The sequence below is a fragment of the Streptomyces solincola genome, from assembly GCF_002982015.1.
Lineage (GTDB): Bacteria > Actinomycetota > Actinomycetes > Streptomycetales > Streptomycetaceae > Streptomyces > Streptomyces solincola.
On record NZ_PVLV01000180.1, the window covers coordinates 1 to 16,393 of the forward strand.

Below are 16,393 nucleotides of genomic sequence, written 5' to 3' on the forward strand. Positions count from 1 at the left end.
GAGGGGGCCGGGTGGCGGCCGGACGATGAGGAAGCCGCTGTGAGCGTAGCGTGACAGCGGGATTGCGTTGCGCGAAGGCAACGGTTCGGGAGCACGGGCAGGTGTGCCGTCGGCCGCATCTTCGAATGGGGCCGCGGGGGCGGTCCGGGCGCGGGCCGGTCGGCCGGAAGCCTCCGGGTGGGGTGCGAAGGTCATCAGGGGCAGCCTGTCACCCGAATGCCCCTGGTCAAGCACCGCCTCGCCGAGTTTCGCCGGGCGGGGCGGCGGATGCGGCGAGTCGCCAGCGGTCGCCGTGCCGTTCGACGAACCCGAGGGAGTGGAGTTCGTACAGCCGGGCGAGCGCGGCGTCAACGGACGTCCCGACGCGGTCCGCGAGAGTGACGGCCGTGGTGTCGGTGCTCCGGCCGGGCATGGCTTCGAGCAGCCGGGCGGTCTCGCCGGCGAGGAGGTCCCGGGGCAGGGTGGGGCCTCGCCGTTCGGGGGCGAGGTCGTCGCCCATGGCTCCGACGAGTTCGACGACGTCGGAGGCGTCGGTGACGAGCACCGCGCCGCCGCGCAGCAGTTCGTGCACACCGGCGGAGGCGCCGCTGGTGACCGGGCCGGGGATGCCCATGGTGTGGCGGCCGATGCGCTGTGCGGCGCGGGCGGTCACCAGGGAGCCGCTGCGGTGTGCGGCCTCGATGACGACGGTGCCGCGGGTGAGGGCGGCGATGACGCGGTTGCGCAGGACGAAGCGGCTGCGGGTGGGGTGGGAGCCGGGTGGCAGTTCGCCGACGACCAGTCCTTGGCGCATGATCCGGCCGAGCAGTCCGGCGTGCCCTCGGGGGTAGGCGACGTCGGCGCCGCAGGCGAGGATGGCGACGGTGGCCCCGCCGGTGGCGAGGGCGCCCCGGTGGGCGGCGCCGTCGACGCCGTAGGCGGCTCCGGAGACGACGACCCAGCCTCGTTCGGCGAGGCCGGCGGCGAGGTTGGTGGCGGTGTGGGCGCCGTAGGGGGTGCAGTTGCGGGCTCCGACGACGGCGACGGAGCGCAGCGCCCAGTGGCGGAGGTTGGGCGCGCCTCGTACCCACAGGCCGAGCGGGCGGGCGGTGTCGAGGTCGTCGAGTTGGCTGGGCCATTCGGCGTCACCGGGGATGACGAATCGTGCGCCGATGGACGCGGCGGTGGTGAGGTCGTGCGCGGGGTCGGCCTGTCGGGCTCGGGTGCGGAGGGCGGCCATGCGGTCGGGGGTGGCTCCGGGGAGGAGGTCGGTGGTGTGCCGGTGGGGGGCCTCGGTCAGCCGCCGCATGAGGTCGACGGGGCCGAGGTCGGCCAGCCACCGGCCGGCCTGTTCGTCTCCGGGTTCGAGGACGCGGGTGAGGGCTGCGCGCGCCCATCGCTCCTGCGGTCTCGCCGCGCCGGGGTGGTGGGGCGGGGCTGTGGTGGGTGCAAGGCTTCGCGGCAGCTCGGTGGCCGAGGGCCGCCGGGATGCCGCAGGGCCCTGCATCCCGGACGCCGGCGGCGGCGGCACGGCAGGGTCGGTGGGCCCGGGCGCCGGCGGCGACGCGGCAGTTCCGATCAGCGAGGATGCCGGCGGCGGCGACGCGGCTGATCCGGTGGGCCGGTCCGTCGGTGCGGTCTGCCCGGCGACCGACGCAGGGCCGCCCGATGTAGGGCTGCCCAGCGCGGAACCGCCTAGTGCAGGGCTGCCCGGTGCAGGGCTGCCCGGTGCGGGGCCGCCCGGTGCGGGGCCGCCTGGTGCCGGGCCGCCGCCTGATGTCGGGCCGCCTGGCCCCGAGACACCTCCCATCACAGCGGAACCTGGTGACGGGGCGCCCGGGGTGGGGGCGTCCTCGTGGCTTTCGTCCGGCGGCCCGAGCGGCAGCCGGTACTGGTGGTCGTCCGTGTCGGGTGCGGCGGCGGGTGGGCGGGGTGTGTCGGGCCGGCGAGGGCCGTGGTGTGCGTTCATCGGAACTCTCCCGTCACCGGGGTGCCGCGGGGGACGCCGGTGCGTAGTTCGAGGGCGCGGTTGACTTCGTCGGGGCCGGGGCGGTCGTGGCCGGCGAGGTCGGCGAGGGTCCAGGCGACGCGGAGGACGCGGTCGAGTCCGCGGGCGGTGAGGAGGCCGCGTTGCAGGTCGCGTTCGGCGGTGGCGAGTGCGCCGGGGGCGGCGTGCCAGCGGGTGCGCAGTTCGTGGCCGGGTACTTCGGCGTTGAGTCGCCAGGGGGTGCCGGCGAGCCGGGTGGCCGCGCGGTCTCGGGCTGCGCGCACCCGGTCGGCGACGGCGGCGGTCGGTTCGCCGCGTCCGCCCTGGCCGAGGAGGTCGGCGCGGTCGACCGGTTCGACGGTGACGCGGAGGTCGACCCGGTCGAGCAGCGGGCCGGAGAGCCGGGCCTGGTAGCGGCGGACGGCGGAGGCGGGGCATTCGCACGCGTCGCCGAGGAGGCTGTGCCGGCCGCAGGGGCAGGGGTTGGCGGCGAGCACCAGGAGGAAGCGGGCGGGCAGCCGTACGACGCCGGCGCTGCGGGCGACGACGACATGGCCGGATTCCAGGGGCTGGCGCAGGGCGTCGAGGGCTTTGCCGGAGAACTCGGGGGCTTCGTCCAGGAAGAGCACGCCTCGGTGGGCCAGGGAGACGGCTCCGGGGCGGGGGGTGCCGTTGCCGCCGCCGACGAGGGACTGCATGGTCGCCGAGTGGTGCGGGGCGCAGTACGGCGGCCGCTGGAGCAGGGGTTCGCCGGGCGGGAGGATGCCGGCGACGGAGTGGACGGCGGTGACCTCCAGTGCTTCGGCGCGGGTGAGGGGCGGCAGTACGGCGGGGAGCCGTTCGGCGAGCATGGTCTTGCCGGCTCCGGGTGGGCCGGTGAGGAGCAGGTGGTGGCCGCCGGCGGCGGCGGTCTCCAGGGCGGTGCGGGCGGTGTGCTGGCCGGCGACGTCGGCGAGGTCGGGGCCTTCGCCGGGGGCGGGGGCGATTCCGGTTCCGATGCCGGCGCCGGGGACGAGGAGTCCGGAGAGCGCGGCGTCGGGCCGGCCGGTCTGGTCGGGTTCTTCGTCGGGGACGGGTTCGTCGTTGAGGACGGCGATGAGCTGGCGCAGGGTGCGGATGCCGAGGACGGAGACGCCGGGGACGAGTGCGGCTTCGGCGGCGGTCTGCTCGGGTACGACGATCTGCCGGTAGCCGGCTTCGGCGGCGGCGAGGACGGCGGGCAGGATGCCGTGGACGGGCCGGACGCGGCCGTCGAGGCCGAGTTCGCCGATGAGGACGAGGTCGGCGACGGTTCGGGGGTCGAGGCGTTCGGCGGCTCCGAGGACGGCGGCGGCGACGGCGAGGTCGAAGCCGGAGCCGCTCTTGGGCACGGAGGCGGGGCTGAGGCCGACGGTGAGCTTCTTCTGCGGCCATTCGGCGCCGGAGTTGACGATGGCGGCCCGGACGCGGTCGCGGCTTTCCACGAGGCTCTTGTCGGGCAGGCCGACGAGGGTGAAGGTGGGGACGCCTGGTTCCAGGTCGGCTTGTACTTCGACGACGACGCCGTCGACGCCGACCAGGGCGACGGAGCAGGCACGGGCGAATCCCATGTCAGAGCACCCCCGGCACGTGGTGGACGACGGGTGCGCCGCGGCGGGGCAGCAGGACGCCGACGGCGTCGATGCGCACGCCGCCGGGCGGGGGTCCGCCGTGCCGGTCGAGCCAGCAGGCCGCGAGCCGTCTGAGCCGGTCGGCCTTGGTGGGGGTGAGGGCGGCGAGCGGGTGTTCGTACCGGGTGTCCCTGCGGGTCTTGACCTCGCAGAAGACGAGGGTGTCGCCGTCGCGGGCGACGATGTCGATCTCTCCGGTGCGGCCGCAGCGCCAGTTGCGGGCGAGTGTGGTCATGCCCGATTCGGTGAGCCGGCGGGCGGCGAGCTCTTCGCCGTACCGTCCCAGGGCGCGGGTTCTTGTCATCTCTGCACCACCTCCGTCACTGACTGTGACGGAGGGGTGGAGGAGATGTGGATCTTGGTGGACAAGGGGCCGATTGTGGATATCGGCGTCATCCGTGGCGGTGAAACGGCGATCCGGCGAGTTGACGTTCTGACCGGGCCGGCGGCCGCCCGGTCAGGGGCTCACGCGCTGGTCAGCTGCCGGGCAGGTCGAGGTCGCTCTTGTTGAGCTCCTCGATGTTGACGTCCTTGAAGGTCAGTACGCGTACCTGCTTGACGAACCGGGCGGGCCGGTACATGTCCCAGACCCAGGCGTCGGCCATCGAGACCTCGAAGAAGACCTCGCCCTGGACCGAGTGCACCTGCATCTCGTAGTCGTTGGTCAGGTAGAACCGGCGTTCGGTCTCGATCACGTACTTGAACAGCCCGACGACGTCTCGGTACTCCCGGTAGAGCTTCAGCTCCATCTCGGTCTCGTACTTTTCGAGGTCCTCGGCGCTCATGGCATGTTCCCCTTCAGCCGTGCGTGCCCCCATTGTGCGCCAGGGTCCGCGCCCCTAGACGATGTCCGGGGGCAGGACCACCGGCCTCGGCGGGGGTCCCTCGTCGAGCAGCGCGCGCAGCAGCCCGGCGAGTCGTGTCGGGTACACCGTCTCACGCGTCGATGACAGTTCGGCGGAGGTCCACCATCTCAGCCCCGCGACACTGCGGGTCTCCAGCTCGGTGAGCGCGCCGCCGAGCGCCACCTCGGTGCGGTCGGTGCGGGCCAGGTAGTACCACTCGTCCTGGTTCCAGCGCTCGCCGGCGAACGGGAAGGAGCAGATCCGCTGCCAGAGCACCGGGCCGAGCCGTACGCCGGTCAGACCGGTCTCCTCGGCCAGCTCGCGCACGGCCGCCTGCTCACGCGTCTCGTCGCCTTCCACGCCGCCGCCGGGGGTGAACCACCAGTCGCGGGCCGGATCGTCCGGCTCGTGGCCGTGCAGCAGCAGGACCCGGTCGTCGGGGTCGAGCAGCACCACCCGGGCCACCCGGCGTACCGCCTCAGGCATCGGCGCGGGCCTGCGATGGTACGCCGGACCGCCCGCCGGAGCCGCGGCGTCCGGTGAACAGGCGAGCGAGCGGCGGGAGGGCCGCGCCGGCGAGGATGAGCAGCGCCCCCACGGCGACCGAGGCCGTCGCGGGCAGCACCGGGCCGGGCTCGGACACCCCGCCGGGCAGCGCGGCGAAGGCCCGGGGACGCTCCACCATGGAGCCGAGCGGCCAGGCCACGGCATCCACCCGGCCGTGCACGGCGGAGCGGGGCACCGCGCCGTGGCCGGCGTCCTGGAGATGGACGCGCGAGTCCTGGGAGCCCATCCGCTCGTCGCCGAGCAGGAACAGCTTCCCCTCGGGGACGGTGGCGCTGAACTCGGACGGCGAGGCGACCTCGTCCGAGCGCAGATACGGTTCGTCGACCGGTGCGCCGTTGATGGTGAGCCGGTTGTCCTTGTCGCAGCAGGCCACGGTGTCGCCGCCGACCCCGACGACCCGCTTGACCATCGGGACGTCGCCCCACGCGGTGTCGGTGAAGACGACCACGTCGCCCCGGCGCACCTCGGCGCCGTCGATGCGCTGGGCCAGGACCCGGTCGCCGGAGGCGACGGTCGGCGACATGGAGTCGGTGGGGACGGTGTACGGCTGGTAGACGAAGGCACCCCAGGCGAAGCCGCCGAGGAAGAGCATGCAGCCGACGGCGACGGCCAGTCCGGACAGGACCCCGGCGAGGCGGCCGGGGCCACGGGCCGCGCGTACGGTCTTCTCGCTCATCGAGCGCTCCCCTGACTCGGAACCGGGCCCTCCGCCCCGTACGGAGAGCGGACGACATGGTGCGACGGCCGCCTCCGCCCGTAAGAGGGCGAACGACATGGTGCGGCGGCCGCCCCCGCCCGTACGGACAGCGGACGACGGTCTGCGACGGCACCTTACCCGCGCACCCCTACCCGGCGGTACGCCCGTCCTGACTCCGGGCCAGGGCCGGGGCGCTCCGGGGCGGGCCATGCCCGGCGGGGAGGAAAACCCGGCAGAATCCCGGAGACCTCGGGAGAAGTCGGGAGAAGTCGGGAGAAACCCCGGGAGTAACTCCGGGACTGGTTACGGGACGGATTCTGGGAGAAGACCGCGGGGCCCGCCCCACGCGCGGTGGACGGGCCCCGGGGGAGGCGGCTCGGCTCAGCTCGTACGGCGGCGCTTCCTGCGCCACAGCACGATCGGCACCGCTCCGGCCAGGCCGAGCGCGCCCGGTCCGGTCGCGGCGGCGGCCGCCGCGGCGAGGCCCGGCTGGTCGAAGGTGGACGGCACCGGGAGGGTGGCCCAGCGGGTGACCGGCCAGGCGACCACGATGGCGCGGCCGACGACCTTGTCGACGGCGACCGTGCCCTTGCCCGGGAGCTCCTGGTGGTAGCGGGAGTCCAGCGAGTTCTGGCGGTTGTCGCCCATCACCCAGATCCGGCCCTCGGGCACCTTGATCGGGCCGAACGGCTGGTCGTCGCATGGCGTGGAGCCGGGGTAGATGTACGAGGTCTCGTCCAGCGGCTTGCCGTTGACGACGACCTTGCCGCCGCGCTTGCAGCTCACCGTGTCGCCGCCGACCGCGATGACCCGCTTGATCAGGTCCTGCTCCTTGGCGGACGGCATCAGGCCGATGGCGCTGAGGACCGTCTGCAAGGCGTTGGGCTCGGGCACGGACTGGCTCTCCAGCCAGCCGCCCGGGTCGTTGAAGACGACGACCTCGCCGCGCTCGGGCTCGGAGCCGAACCACGGGGTGAGCTTGTCGACCAGGACCCGGTCGCCGCGCTGCAGGGTGTTCATCATCGAGTCGGACGGGATGGAGAACGCCTGCACCAGGAAGGTCTTGATCAGCAGGGCCAGCACCAGGGCGATGCCGATCAGCAGCGGCAGCTCCTTCCAGAAGGAGCGCTGCTTCTTGCGGCCGCCCGCGCCGCCGGGGCCGTCCGCGCCGTCGTCGCGGTCGCCGTCGTGCGGGGTGCCGCCGCGGCCCGCGTCACCGCCGGCCGCCGGGGGGTCGCCGACGGGCTGACCGGGCTGCCCTTCGGCGCCCGCGGAGCCCGCGGCGCCCGTCGACCCTGGAGAACCGAACGGGAAGGGCCCTCCGGACCGCTGCGGCCGCTCCTCGGGCTCGTCGTGTCCGGAACGTGCGCCTACCGCCAAGTCCCCCACATCCACTCCTCAATCCGTGCAACCGCCGGCCCCACAGCAGGGGCAGGCCCACCACTCCCATAACGAGCGGGAGTTCCGCAGGGGTCGGGAGTACGGTCGATCCGTTCGGATTCCGCGAAGACACACTATGCGACGGGCCGGGGCCCGCGGCCGTCCCGCCCGGCGGGTCCGGCACCGAGGCGAAGGCGTCCTGCTCCTCCAGTCTGCGCCAGTGCGAGAACGGCCACGCGATGACCACCGCCCGGCCGACGACGTCCTCCTCCGACACCGTCCCGTCGAACGGCTCGTCCAGGTGGAAGCGGGAGTCCGCGGAGGCCGACCGGTGGTCGCCGAGCACGAAGATCCGCCCCTCGGGGACGGTGACCTCGAAGGACAGGGTGGAGGGGGCGTCGCCGGGGTTGACGTAGGGCTCGGTGACGGGTCGGCCGTTGACGGTGACCCGGCCGTCCTCGCCGCAGCAGGCGACGGTGTCCCCGCCGACCGCGACGACCCGTTTGATCAGGTCCTTCTCGTCGTCGGACGGCAGCAGCCCGATCAGCCCGAGCCCGTCCTTGACCTGCCGGACCACCACCGGGTCCTGCTCCGGCGGGGTCCGCTCGTCCTGGAGCCAGCCGCCCGGGTCGCGGAAGACCACCACGTCGCCGCGCTCCGGCCGGGAGCCGAACCAGGGGGTGAGCTTGTCCACCAGCACCCGGTCGTCGATCCGGATGGTCTGCTCCATGGAGCCGGACGGGATGACGAAGGCCTGCACCAGGAAGGTCTTCAGCACGAACGCGATCACCAGCGCCGCGCCGGCCAGCAGCGGGATCTCCTTGACCGCGGAGCGGCGGCGCCGCCGCTTCACTTTCCGGGCGAGCTTGCGGCGCTCGGCGCGGCCGCGCACGGCCCGCCCGCCGTCCTCGGGACGCGAGCCGTCGACGGGCCGGGTGCCGGTGGGCAGCCGGGTGTCGGCGGCCCGGCGGCCGCGCTCCCGGCCCCGGCCGCGGCTACCCATGCCCGGGCCCGGCCGGATCGGGGACGCCGGCGAAGGCGTCCGTGGACGGTACGGAGGACCAGCGGCCCAGCGGCCAGCCGATCCACTTCGCGCGGCCGATGACCTTGTCCACCGGGACGGCGCCGCCGCCCGGCTCGCCGAGGTGGTCGCGGGAGTCGCGGGACTGGCCGCGGTGGTCGCCCATGACCCACAGGGAGCCGTCGGGGACGACGATGTCGAAGGGCACCCGGGACGGCTGGTCGCCGGGGAAGAGGTAGCCCTCGGTGACCGGGGCGCCGTTCACGGTCAGTCGGCCGCCGCCGTCGCAGCAGGTGACGCGGTCGCCGCCGACGCCGACGACCCGCTTGACGAAGTCGGTCTCGGCGGGCTCGGCGAGCCCGAGGGCCGCGGCGGCGCCGTGCAGCAGCCCGGTGACCGGGTTCTCCGGCGGGGGCTCGCGGAGGAAGGAGCCGGTGCCGTCGAAGACGACGACGTCCCCGCGGCGGGGCGGGGCGTCGGAGCCGTACGCCAGCTTGTCGACCAGCACCCGGTCGCCGACCCGCAGCGTCGGCTGCATCGAGCCGCTGGGGATCTGGAACGGCTGGACCAGGAAGTGGCTCACGCCGAGCAGTACGGCGGCGCACACCACTCCGATCAGCGCCGGCCGCCGCCACCCGGCGACGGGTCCGCCACCGGGAGCGCCGCCCGGCTCCTCGGTCTCGGCGGCGCCGGGGCCGGAACGCGCCGAGCGCGACCGCTCCTCGCTTGCGGAGGGGCGGTCGCGCTCGGTGTGCTCTGCTGCGGTGTCCATCGGGGCCCGATGCTATCCGGCCCGGCCGTAACACCGCTGTGAGGACCGCGCGGACGCGGTCCCCGGGCGGAGGCGGGAACGGGAGCCGTCAGGCTCAGTTGTCGCGCTTCTCCTTGATCTTCGCGGCCTTGCCGCGCAGCTCGCGGAGGTAGTACAGCTTGGCGCGGCGGACGTCACCGCGGGTCACCAGCTCGATCTTCTCGAAGATCGGGCTGTGCACCGGGAAGGTGCGCTCGACGCCGACGGAGAAGGAGACCTTGCGGACCGTGAAGGTCTCGCGGACGCCCGCGCCCTGGCGGCGGATGACGACACCCTTGAACTGCTGGATACGGGAGCGGTTGCCCTCGATCACGCGGACGTGCACGTTGACGGTGTCGCCGGGGCGGAACGCGGGGACGTCCGAGCGCAGCGACGCGGCGTCGACGGAGTCGAGCAGGTGGGACATGTGTGTCTGCTTCCTCGCTGATGCCACAGGTCATCAGCGGTACGTCGTGATCGCGGGGCGATCATCGTCAGGGAGTTGTCCGCGTCGGACGGGCGTCGTGTCCCCCTGTGGCAGGGGCGCGCCGCCGGACGCACAACAGCCGCTTATTCTTCCACGGCCTTGGGCCTGCGCCAAAATCGGCCGCCGGGCTCCGGGGACCAGCCGAGGATGGACAGGGTCTCGCGGTCCTTCTTGTCGTACGCGGAGGCCTCGCAGCGCTCCAGCAGGTCGGGCCGGTTGGCGGCGGTGCGCCGCAGGGCCTCGTCGCGCCGCCACCGGGCGATCCTGCCGTGGTGGCCGCTGAGCAGCACGTCGGGGATGCCGTGTCCGCGCCAGGTGGGCGGCTTGGTGTAGACGGGGCCTTCGAGGAGGTTGGCCATCGGGCCGGGGGCGAAGGAGTCGTCGCGGTGGGACTCGGCGTTGCCGAGGACCCCGGGCAGCAGCCGGGCCACGGCCTCGGTGACGACGAGGACGGCGGCCTCGCCGCCGGCGAGCACGTAGTCGCCGATGGAGACCTCGTAGACGGGCATGCGGGTGGCGTACTCGTCGGTGACGCGGCGGTCGATGCCCTCGTAGCGGGCGGGGGTGAAGACCAGCCAGGGCCGTGCGGACAGTTCGACGGCGAGTTCCTGCGTGAAGGGCCGGCCGCTGGGGGTGGGGACGACGAGCGCGGGCCCGTGGGCGCCGCTGTCGTAGCCGTCGGCCAGGACGTCGTCCAGGGCGTCGCCCCAGGGCTCGGTCTTCATGACCATGCCGGGGCCGCCGCCGTACGGGGTGTCGTCGACGGTGTTGTGCCGGTCGTAGGTCCACTGCCGCAGGTCGTGCACGCGGACGTCGAGGCTGCCGCGGGCGCGGGCCTTGCCGACGAGCGAGACGTTCAGCGGCTCCAGGTACTCGGGGAAGATCGTGACGACGTCGAGCCTCATCGCTGCCCGTCCTCCGCGGGGCCGTCCGCTTCCGACTCCCCGCGGGCGGAGGCGATCTCGGCGCGGTCGTCGATCAGGCCGGGCGGCGGGGTGATGACGGCGCGCTGCCGCTCCAGGTCGATGTCGGCGACGATCTCCTCGACGAACGGGATCATCACCTCGGTGCCGTCGGCCCGTTCGACCACGAACAGGTCCTGCGAGGGCAGGTGGGAGATCTCGGTGATCCGGCCCACCTCGGTGCCGTCGGCGAGCACCACGTCCAGGTCGATGAGCTGGTGGTCGTAGAACTCGTCGTCGTCCTCGGGGCGTTCGTCGGGGTCGACGTCGGCGATCAGCAGGGTGTTGCGCAGCGCCTCGGCGCCGGTGCGGTCGCTGACGCCGGCGAAGCGCAGCAGCAGGCGTCCGCTGTGGACGCGGCCGGTCTCGATGGTGAGCGGGCCGGTGGCGGCCGGATCGGTGGCGAGCACGGCCCCGGGGGCGAGCCGCAGTTCCGGCTCGTCGGTCCGCACCTCCACGGTGACCTCGCCCTTGATCCCGTGGGCGCGGCCGATCCGCGCGACTACGAGCTGCACTCCTGCTGCCTTTCCTTCGTTTCCTCGGTCTCCCGAGACGCTCGGGGACGGGTACGACTGCGGGCCGGGGCGGGCCGTAGCCCTCCCCGGCCCGAGCCGGTGTTCAACTGCTCAGCGGACGTGGTCCACGTCGACCAGGTCGACGCGGATGCCGCGGCCGCCGAGGGCGCCCACGACGGTCCGCAGGGCGCGCGCGGTGCGGCCGTTGCGGCCGATCACCTTGCCGAGGTCGTCGGGGTGGACCCGGACCTCCAGCACGCGTCCGCGACGCAGGTTGCGCGAGGCGACCTGCACGTCGTCGGGGTTGTCGACGATGCCCTTCACGAGGTGCTCGAGAGCCTCCTCGAGCATGCTCAGGCCTCGGTCGACTCGGCGGGCGCGGCCTCGGCCTCGTCCGCCTTCTTGTCGGCCTTCTTGGCCTTCGGGGTGATGGCCTCACCCTTGTTGTCGTCGCCCTCGATGGCCTTGGCGAACGCCTCGAAGGACGCGCGCTTGTCCTCCTTGGTGGCCGGCGGGAGCAGCGGCTTCTCCGGGGCGGGCAGGCCCTTGGCCTTCTGCCAGTCGCCGGTGAGCTTCAGGATGGCGAGGACCGGCTCGGTCGGCTGGGCGCCGACGGACAGCCAGTACTGCGCGCGCTCCGAGTCGACCTCGATGCGCGACGGGTTCTGCACCGGGTGGTACAGGCCGATCTCCTCGATGGCCCGGCCGTCACGGCGGGTACGGGAGTCGGCGACGACGATGCGGTAGTGAGGCGAACGGATCTTGCCCAGACGCTTCAGCTTGATCTTGACTGCCACGGGTGTGGTGTCTCCTGGTCTTGACGTGGGTGGGCACGGGCGAGTTGCCACGTGGGGTTGTGGTACCCGAGTGCCCGATGGACGCGTCAGCCGGAGGAGAGAGGGGTCCTGTTCGACTGTCGAGTACAGCTCGCCATTGTGCCACACCGTGCGAGGTCAGCTTGCCGCGCCCACCGCTTCCGGGATGCGGAAGGGCTTGCCGCAGCCGCCGCAGACGATGGGCGCCTGGGCGAGCACGGAGGGCACGACGCGGACGTTGCGACCGCAGTCGCAGACGGCCTTGACGCGCACCCCGCCGCCGGAGGAGCCGTGCCGGGCGGCCGGGCCCCGGAAGGAGCGCTTGGTGTCCCCGGCGGTGGCGGCGGTGTGCGCCTTCAGCGCCCGCTGGAGCCGCTCGATGGTCGGGCGGTAGCGGCGCTTGGCGTCGGGGCTGAGCGTGACCAGCGAGAAGCCGCTGCTGGCGTGCGGCTCCTCGGGGTGGTCCAGGCCCATCTCCTCGGCGATCGCCAGGAATCTGCGGTTGTGGTAGCGGCCGGCGCGGGAGGTGTCGCGGACCCCTCGGGCGGCGGCGATGCCGTGGACTGCCTCGTGCAGCAGCCGTTCGAAGGAGAGCTCGGACCCGCAGGCGGACGAGGACTCTCCGATCAGGGATTCGGGCGCGGCGAGGTCGGGCAGCTCGGGGTGGTGCCGCTGAATGTCGGCCCACGCCTGTGCCAGCTCGGCGGCGAGAACAGGTGGTGTCGTGCTCACGTCGTGTACAACGATCCGGGGAGCCGGTGGGTTCCATTCCGGGGCATCCCAAATATTTTGCACGTACCCGTCAGTTGCCGTTGATGCGTCCTGACGACCCGCTGTGCGCACATGTACGGAGATGTGCGCAGCCGCCCCCGGTCCGACCAGGGCGCCAGGGGGACCCTATCCGGACGGTCCCGGCGGGCGGAGCGCGCCCCCGGGTGCTCGGGGGCGCCGGGAAGTTCCCGCGGCGGGCCGCGCGGGCCGGCGGCGGGGGCGCGCGCCCCGGGGGGCAGCGGGCGCGCGTGGGCGTGCACGGGCGGTGAGCGGGCCGCGACCTGCGGTGCGGCGCCGGCGTGGCGGGAACGGCGGAGGCACCCCAGTATGGGAGGTGGTTCGCGCCGGTCCGGGGGCGCACGACCGGGGCACGCAAGCATTGCCCGCCGACCCCTGGACTTGGGGGCGGAAGCGCAGTTCCCTGGCATACGGGGAGTGCGGGCGCACGCACACGGGGGGCTGTCCGATCGCTGCCGATCAGGGCAGATGGGCAGACACGCAGAGACGGACCTTCGGCGGATTGGGGCGCTTTCGATGACACCTATGCTCGTCCAGCACCACCCCCACCCGGCTTCGGCTCCTCCCGCGGCGGACGGTCCCGGCCGTGCCCGCGACTGGGCGGAGATCCAGGAGCGGATGCTCGTACCGCTGTACGAAGCGGTCTACCAGCACCTGGAGGTCGGCACCCGGACGCGGCTGCTGGGTCTCGGCTGCGGCTCGGGGCTGGCCCTGCTGATGGCGGCGGCGCGCGGCGCGCAGGTCACCGGCGTGGACACCGACAACGCCAGGATGGATCTGGCCCGGGAGCGGCTGCTGCCGGAGTCGGGGGCCGGCGGCGGTCACCGGCACGGCGGTACGAAGCTGCTGTACGGCCGCCCGGCCGAGGCGGGAGACGCCACCCGTCCGGCGTACAACCTGGTCACCGCGTTCCAGCCGGTGGGCGGGTGCGGACCGGAGGAGGACGAGGAAGCCGACGGGCTGGCGGCGGCGCTGGCCGCGGCGGTGCCGATGGCGGAGCGGGGCAGCGCGGTGGTGCTGACCGGCTGGGGCCCGCCGGAGCGGTGCGCCACCTCGGCGGTGCTGCGGGTGGCGGGCCGGCTCACCGAGCGGCTGCGCACCGCCACGTCCTGGCGGCCGGCGCTGCGGGACGACCTGGAGGAGGTCGCCGGGCGGGCCGGGCTGCGGCCGGACGGTTCGGGCCGGGTGGCCTGCCCGTTCGGGTACGCGGACATGGGCAGCGCGGTGCGCGGGCTGATGTCGACCGGGCTGTTCGACGCGGCGGTGGCGGCCTCGGACCAGGCGACGGTCGAGAAGGAGGTCATCGAGGCGCTGCACCCGCACGTCCGGGCGGACGGCACGGTGTGGATGGCGAACGTCTTCCGCTACCTGGTGGCCCGTACGCCGTGAGGCCGCGGAGACCACGAGGAGGGGCGCCCACCGGTGGTGGGCGCCCCTCCTTCGTGTCCGCGGGCCTCAGCCCATGAACTTCTTGAACTCGTCGGGGAGCTGGAAGTCCTTGGCGTCCTGGCCGGCCGGCAGGCCGAACGCGCCGCCGCCCTGCTGGGCCTGCTCGCGGCGGGCCTGCTCGGCGGCCTCGTCGGCCTTGCGCTTCATCGGGTTGCCGCTCTTGCGCTTGCCCTTGGCCTGCTTCTGCTGCTTCTTCTGCCGGCCGGGGCCGCCGCCCATGCCGGGGATGCCGGGCATGCCGGGCATGCCGCCGCCGCTGGCCATCCTGGACATCATCTTGCGGGCCTCGAAGAACCGCTCGACCAGGCTCTTGACCATGCTGACGTCGACCCCGGAGCCGCGGGCGATGCGGGCCCGGCGGGAGCCGTTGATGATGGTCGGGTCCTGGCGCTCACCGGGGGTCATCGACTTGATGATGGCGGCGGTGCGGTCGACGTCCCGCTCGTCGATGTTGTTGATCTGGTCCTTGATCTGGGCCATGCCCGGCAGCAGGCCGAGGAGCTTGGAGATGGACCCCATCTTGCGGACCTGCTCCATCTGGGCGAGGAAGTCGTCCAGGGTGAAGTCCTTGCCCTTGCTGCTCGCCAGCTTGGAGGCCATCTTGGCGGCCTCTTCCTGGCTGAAGGTCTGCTCGGCCTTCTCGATCAGCGAGAGCACGTCGCCCATGCCGAGGATGCGGGACGCCATGCGGTCCGGGTGGAACGCGTCGAACTCGTCCAGCTTCTCGCCGTTGGAGGCGAACATGATGTTCTTGCCGGTGACGTGCGCGATGGACAGCGCGGCGCCGCCGCGGGCGTCGCCGTCGAGCTTGGAGAGCACCACGCCGTCGAAGCCGACGCCGTCGCGGAACGCCTCGGCGGTGTTGACCGCGTCCTGGCCGATCATGGCGTCGACGACGAACAGCACCTCGTCGGGGCTGACCGCGTCGCGGATGTCGGCGGCCTGCCGCATCAGCTCCTGGTCGATGCCGAGACGGCCGGCGGTGTCGACGATGACCACGTCGTGCTGCTTGGCCTTGGCGTACTCGATGGAGTCCTTGGCGACCTGGACCGGGTCGCCGACGCCGTTGCCGGGCTCGGGCGCGTAGATCCCGACGCCGGCGCGGTCGGCGACGACGGAGAGCTGGTTGACCGCGTTGGGGCGCTGGAGGTCGCAGGCGACCAGCAGCGGGGCGTGGCCCTGGCCCTTGAGCCAGAGGCCGAGCTTGCCGGCGAGGGTGGTCTTGCCCGCGCCCTGGAGGCCGGCGAGCATGATCACGGTCGGCGGGTTCTTGGCGAACCGCAGGCGGCGGGTCTCGCCGCCGAGGATGCCGATCAGCTCCTCGTTGACGATCTTGATGACCTGCTGCGCGGGATTGAGGGCCCCGGAGACCTCGGAGCCGAGCGCGCGCTCCTTGATCTGCTTGATGAACGCCCGCACCACGGGCAGGGCCACGTCGGCTTCGAGCAGCGCGATGCGGATCTCGCGGGCGGTGGCGTCGATGTCCGCCTCGGAGAGGCGGCCCTTGCCGCGCAGGTTTTTGAATGTGGCTGCAAGGCGGTCGGACAGGGTATCGAACACGGCGGTCGCGGGTCCTCAGCTCTCGGTGGGTCCCCCTGTTTCGAACAGTGCCGGTAACAGGCGGCGGACAGTCGCCCCCAGGGTATCCGTCCACCGCGCGTTCCCATCAGCCCCGCAGCCGCTCCGGTGGGCGAGGGGTGTGCCGGGACCTCACCCCAGCGCCTTCTCCACCGCCCGCGCCACCTCCGCCGCGCGGTCGGGGGCCAGGGGGCGGCCGTCCTCCCCCGTCACGTACACCGTGTCCACCGCGTTCGAGCCGAGGGTGGAGACGTGGGCGCTGCGCACCCGTACCGCGGCCTCCTCCAGGGCGCGGCCGATGCGGTGCAGCAGGCCGGGGGCGTCCTGGGCGCGGACCTCCAGGACGGTGGCGAGGGCGGAGCCGGCGGGCGCGACGGTGACGCGGGGCGGCGGGGCCTTGACGCCGCGGCGGCGCGGGTAGGCGGCTTCGCGTTCGGCGAGGCGGGCGCGGATGTCGAGGCCGCCGTCGAGCGCGCGGACCAGGTCGGCGCGGAGCCGAGCGGCCTCGGGCAGCGAGCCGTACTCGGCGGCGACCCGCCAGCTCAGCAGCAGGACGGGTTCGGCGGGGCCGGGCAGGTCGACGGCGCGCAGGTCGGCGGCGCGGACGGTGAGCCGGTGCAGGGCGAGGACGCCGGCGGCGGCGGGCAGTACGCCGGGCCGGTCGGGCAGGGCGATGTGGAGCTGGACGCCGACGGGTTCGGGCGCCTCCGGGTCGTCGTCCGGTCCGGCGGGGTCGTCGGTGCGCAGGGTGAGGACGGGTTCGCCGGTGCGCAGGGCTTCCATGGCGAGGCGTTCCTGGGCGGCGCTGGGGGCGGCAGCGTACGCGTTCCCAGTCGGGCAGCAGCCTGGTGACAAGGCCTTCGGCTTCCAGGGCCTCCCAGAC

18 protein-coding genes are annotated in these 16,393 nt (G+C 73.6%); 1 reads left to right on the forward strand and 17 read right to left on the reverse strand.

The window, feature by feature from the left end; translation table 11 throughout:
* Positions 1-226: 226 nt before the first annotated feature.
* The 15 genes from dprA to C6N75_RS13390 form a co-directional block, all read right to left on the reverse strand.
* Entirely contained in the window at positions 227-1,486 is a 1,260-nt protein-coding gene (gene dprA, locus C6N75_RS13320; RefSeq protein WP_105869111.1) for a DNA-processing protein DprA, read from the reverse strand.
* 458 nt (positions 1,487-1,944) lie between these two features.
* On the reverse strand, positions 1,945-3,555 hold the full coding sequence (locus C6N75_RS13325) for a YifB family Mg chelatase-like AAA ATPase (protein WP_105869097.1): 1,611 nt from the start codon (positions 3,553-3,555) through the stop codon (positions 1,945-1,947).
* A gap of 1 nt (position 3,556) precedes the next feature.
* Complete coding sequence (locus tag C6N75_RS13330) at positions 3,557-3,919, reverse strand: YraN family protein (RefSeq protein ID WP_105869098.1); 363 nt, start codon at positions 3,917-3,919, stop codon at positions 3,557-3,559.
* A 172-nt stretch (positions 3,920-4,091) separates the two neighbouring features.
* Positions 4,092-4,400 carry a DUF2469 domain-containing protein gene (locus C6N75_RS13335; protein WP_003980220.1) on the reverse strand — a complete coding sequence of 103 codons (309 nt, stop codon included), beginning with the start codon at positions 4,398-4,400 and terminating at the stop codon, positions 4,092-4,094.
* Positions 4,401-4,454: 54 nt separating this feature from the next.
* Complete coding sequence (locus C6N75_RS13340; protein ID WP_105869099.1) at positions 4,455-4,946, reverse strand: NUDIX hydrolase; 492 nt, start codon at positions 4,944-4,946, stop codon at positions 4,455-4,457.
* Entirely contained in the window at positions 4,939-5,703 is a 765-nt protein-coding gene (lepB, locus tag C6N75_RS13345) for a signal peptidase I (RefSeq protein ID WP_105869100.1), read from the reverse strand. The genes C6N75_RS13340 and lepB (C6N75_RS13345) overlap by 8 nt, the downstream gene beginning before the upstream one ends.
* A gap of 402 nt (positions 5,704-6,105) precedes the next feature.
* Entirely contained in the window at positions 6,106-6,807 is a 702-nt protein-coding gene (lepB, locus tag C6N75_RS13350; RefSeq protein ID WP_256104926.1) for a signal peptidase I, read from the reverse strand.
* 130 nt (positions 6,808-6,937) lie between these two features.
* On the reverse strand, positions 6,938-8,107 hold the full coding sequence (lepB, locus tag C6N75_RS13355; RefSeq protein WP_146132557.1) for a signal peptidase I: 1,170 nt from the start codon (positions 8,105-8,107) through the stop codon (positions 6,938-6,940).
* Positions 8,100-8,897, reverse strand: coding sequence for a signal peptidase I (gene lepB, locus C6N75_RS13360; RefSeq protein ID WP_105869102.1), 798 nt, complete (start codon positions 8,895-8,897; stop codon positions 8,100-8,102). Before lepB (C6N75_RS13360) ends, lepB (C6N75_RS13355) begins: the two co-directional genes overlap by 8 nt.
* A gap of 94 nt (positions 8,898-8,991) precedes the next feature.
* Positions 8,992-9,342 carry a 50S ribosomal protein L19 gene (gene rplS, locus C6N75_RS13365; protein WP_105869103.1) on the reverse strand — a complete coding sequence of 117 codons (351 nt, stop codon included), beginning with the start codon at positions 9,340-9,342 and terminating at the stop codon, positions 8,992-8,994.
* A gap of 143 nt (positions 9,343-9,485) precedes the next feature.
* The gene (gene trmD, locus C6N75_RS13370) at positions 9,486-10,307 is read right to left on the reverse strand and encodes a tRNA (guanosine(37)-N1)-methyltransferase TrmD (protein WP_105869104.1); all 822 of its coding nucleotides are present in this window, start codon (positions 10,305-10,307) and stop codon (positions 9,486-9,488) included.
* Positions 10,304-10,879: a ribosome maturation factor RimM gene (rimM, locus tag C6N75_RS13375; protein ID WP_105869105.1), complete on the reverse strand. Its 576-nt coding sequence runs from the start codon at positions 10,877-10,879 to the stop codon at positions 10,304-10,306. Before rimM ends, trmD begins: the two co-directional genes overlap by 4 nt.
* Before the next feature lie 111 nt (positions 10,880-10,990).
* Positions 10,991-11,230, reverse strand: a complete 240-nt coding sequence (locus tag C6N75_RS13380; RefSeq protein WP_105869106.1) for an RNA-binding protein — start codon at positions 11,228-11,230, stop codon at positions 10,991-10,993.
* A 2-nt stretch (positions 11,231-11,232) separates the two neighbouring features.
* Positions 11,233-11,676, reverse strand: coding sequence for a 30S ribosomal protein S16 (rpsP, locus tag C6N75_RS13385; protein WP_105869107.1), 444 nt, complete (start codon positions 11,674-11,676; stop codon positions 11,233-11,235).
* 156 nt (positions 11,677-11,832) lie between these two features.
* Positions 11,833-12,426, reverse strand: a complete 594-nt coding sequence (locus C6N75_RS13390; RefSeq protein WP_105869108.1) for a hypothetical protein — start codon at positions 12,424-12,426, stop codon at positions 11,833-11,835.
* Positions 12,427-12,999: 573 nt separating this feature from the next.
* Between C6N75_RS13390 and C6N75_RS13395 the strand changes: the two genes are divergently transcribed.
* The gene (locus tag C6N75_RS13395; RefSeq protein WP_105869109.1) at positions 13,000-13,872 is read left to right on the forward strand and encodes a methyltransferase domain-containing protein; all 873 of its coding nucleotides are present in this window, start codon (positions 13,000-13,002) and stop codon (positions 13,870-13,872) included.
* A gap of 66 nt (positions 13,873-13,938) precedes the next feature.
* Here C6N75_RS13395 and ffh read toward each other — a convergent pair whose 3' ends face one another.
* Together ffh and C6N75_RS13405 are read right to left on the reverse strand one after the other, a co-directional pair.
* The gene (gene ffh, locus C6N75_RS13400; protein ID WP_105869110.1) at positions 13,939-15,492 is read right to left on the reverse strand and encodes a signal recognition particle protein; all 1,554 of its coding nucleotides are present in this window, start codon (positions 15,490-15,492) and stop codon (positions 13,939-13,941) included.
* A gap of 150 nt (positions 15,493-15,642) precedes the next feature.
* A partial coding sequence (locus C6N75_RS13405; protein WP_146132558.1) for an ACT domain-containing protein occupies positions 15,643-16,393 on the reverse strand: 751 nt, incomplete at its 5' end.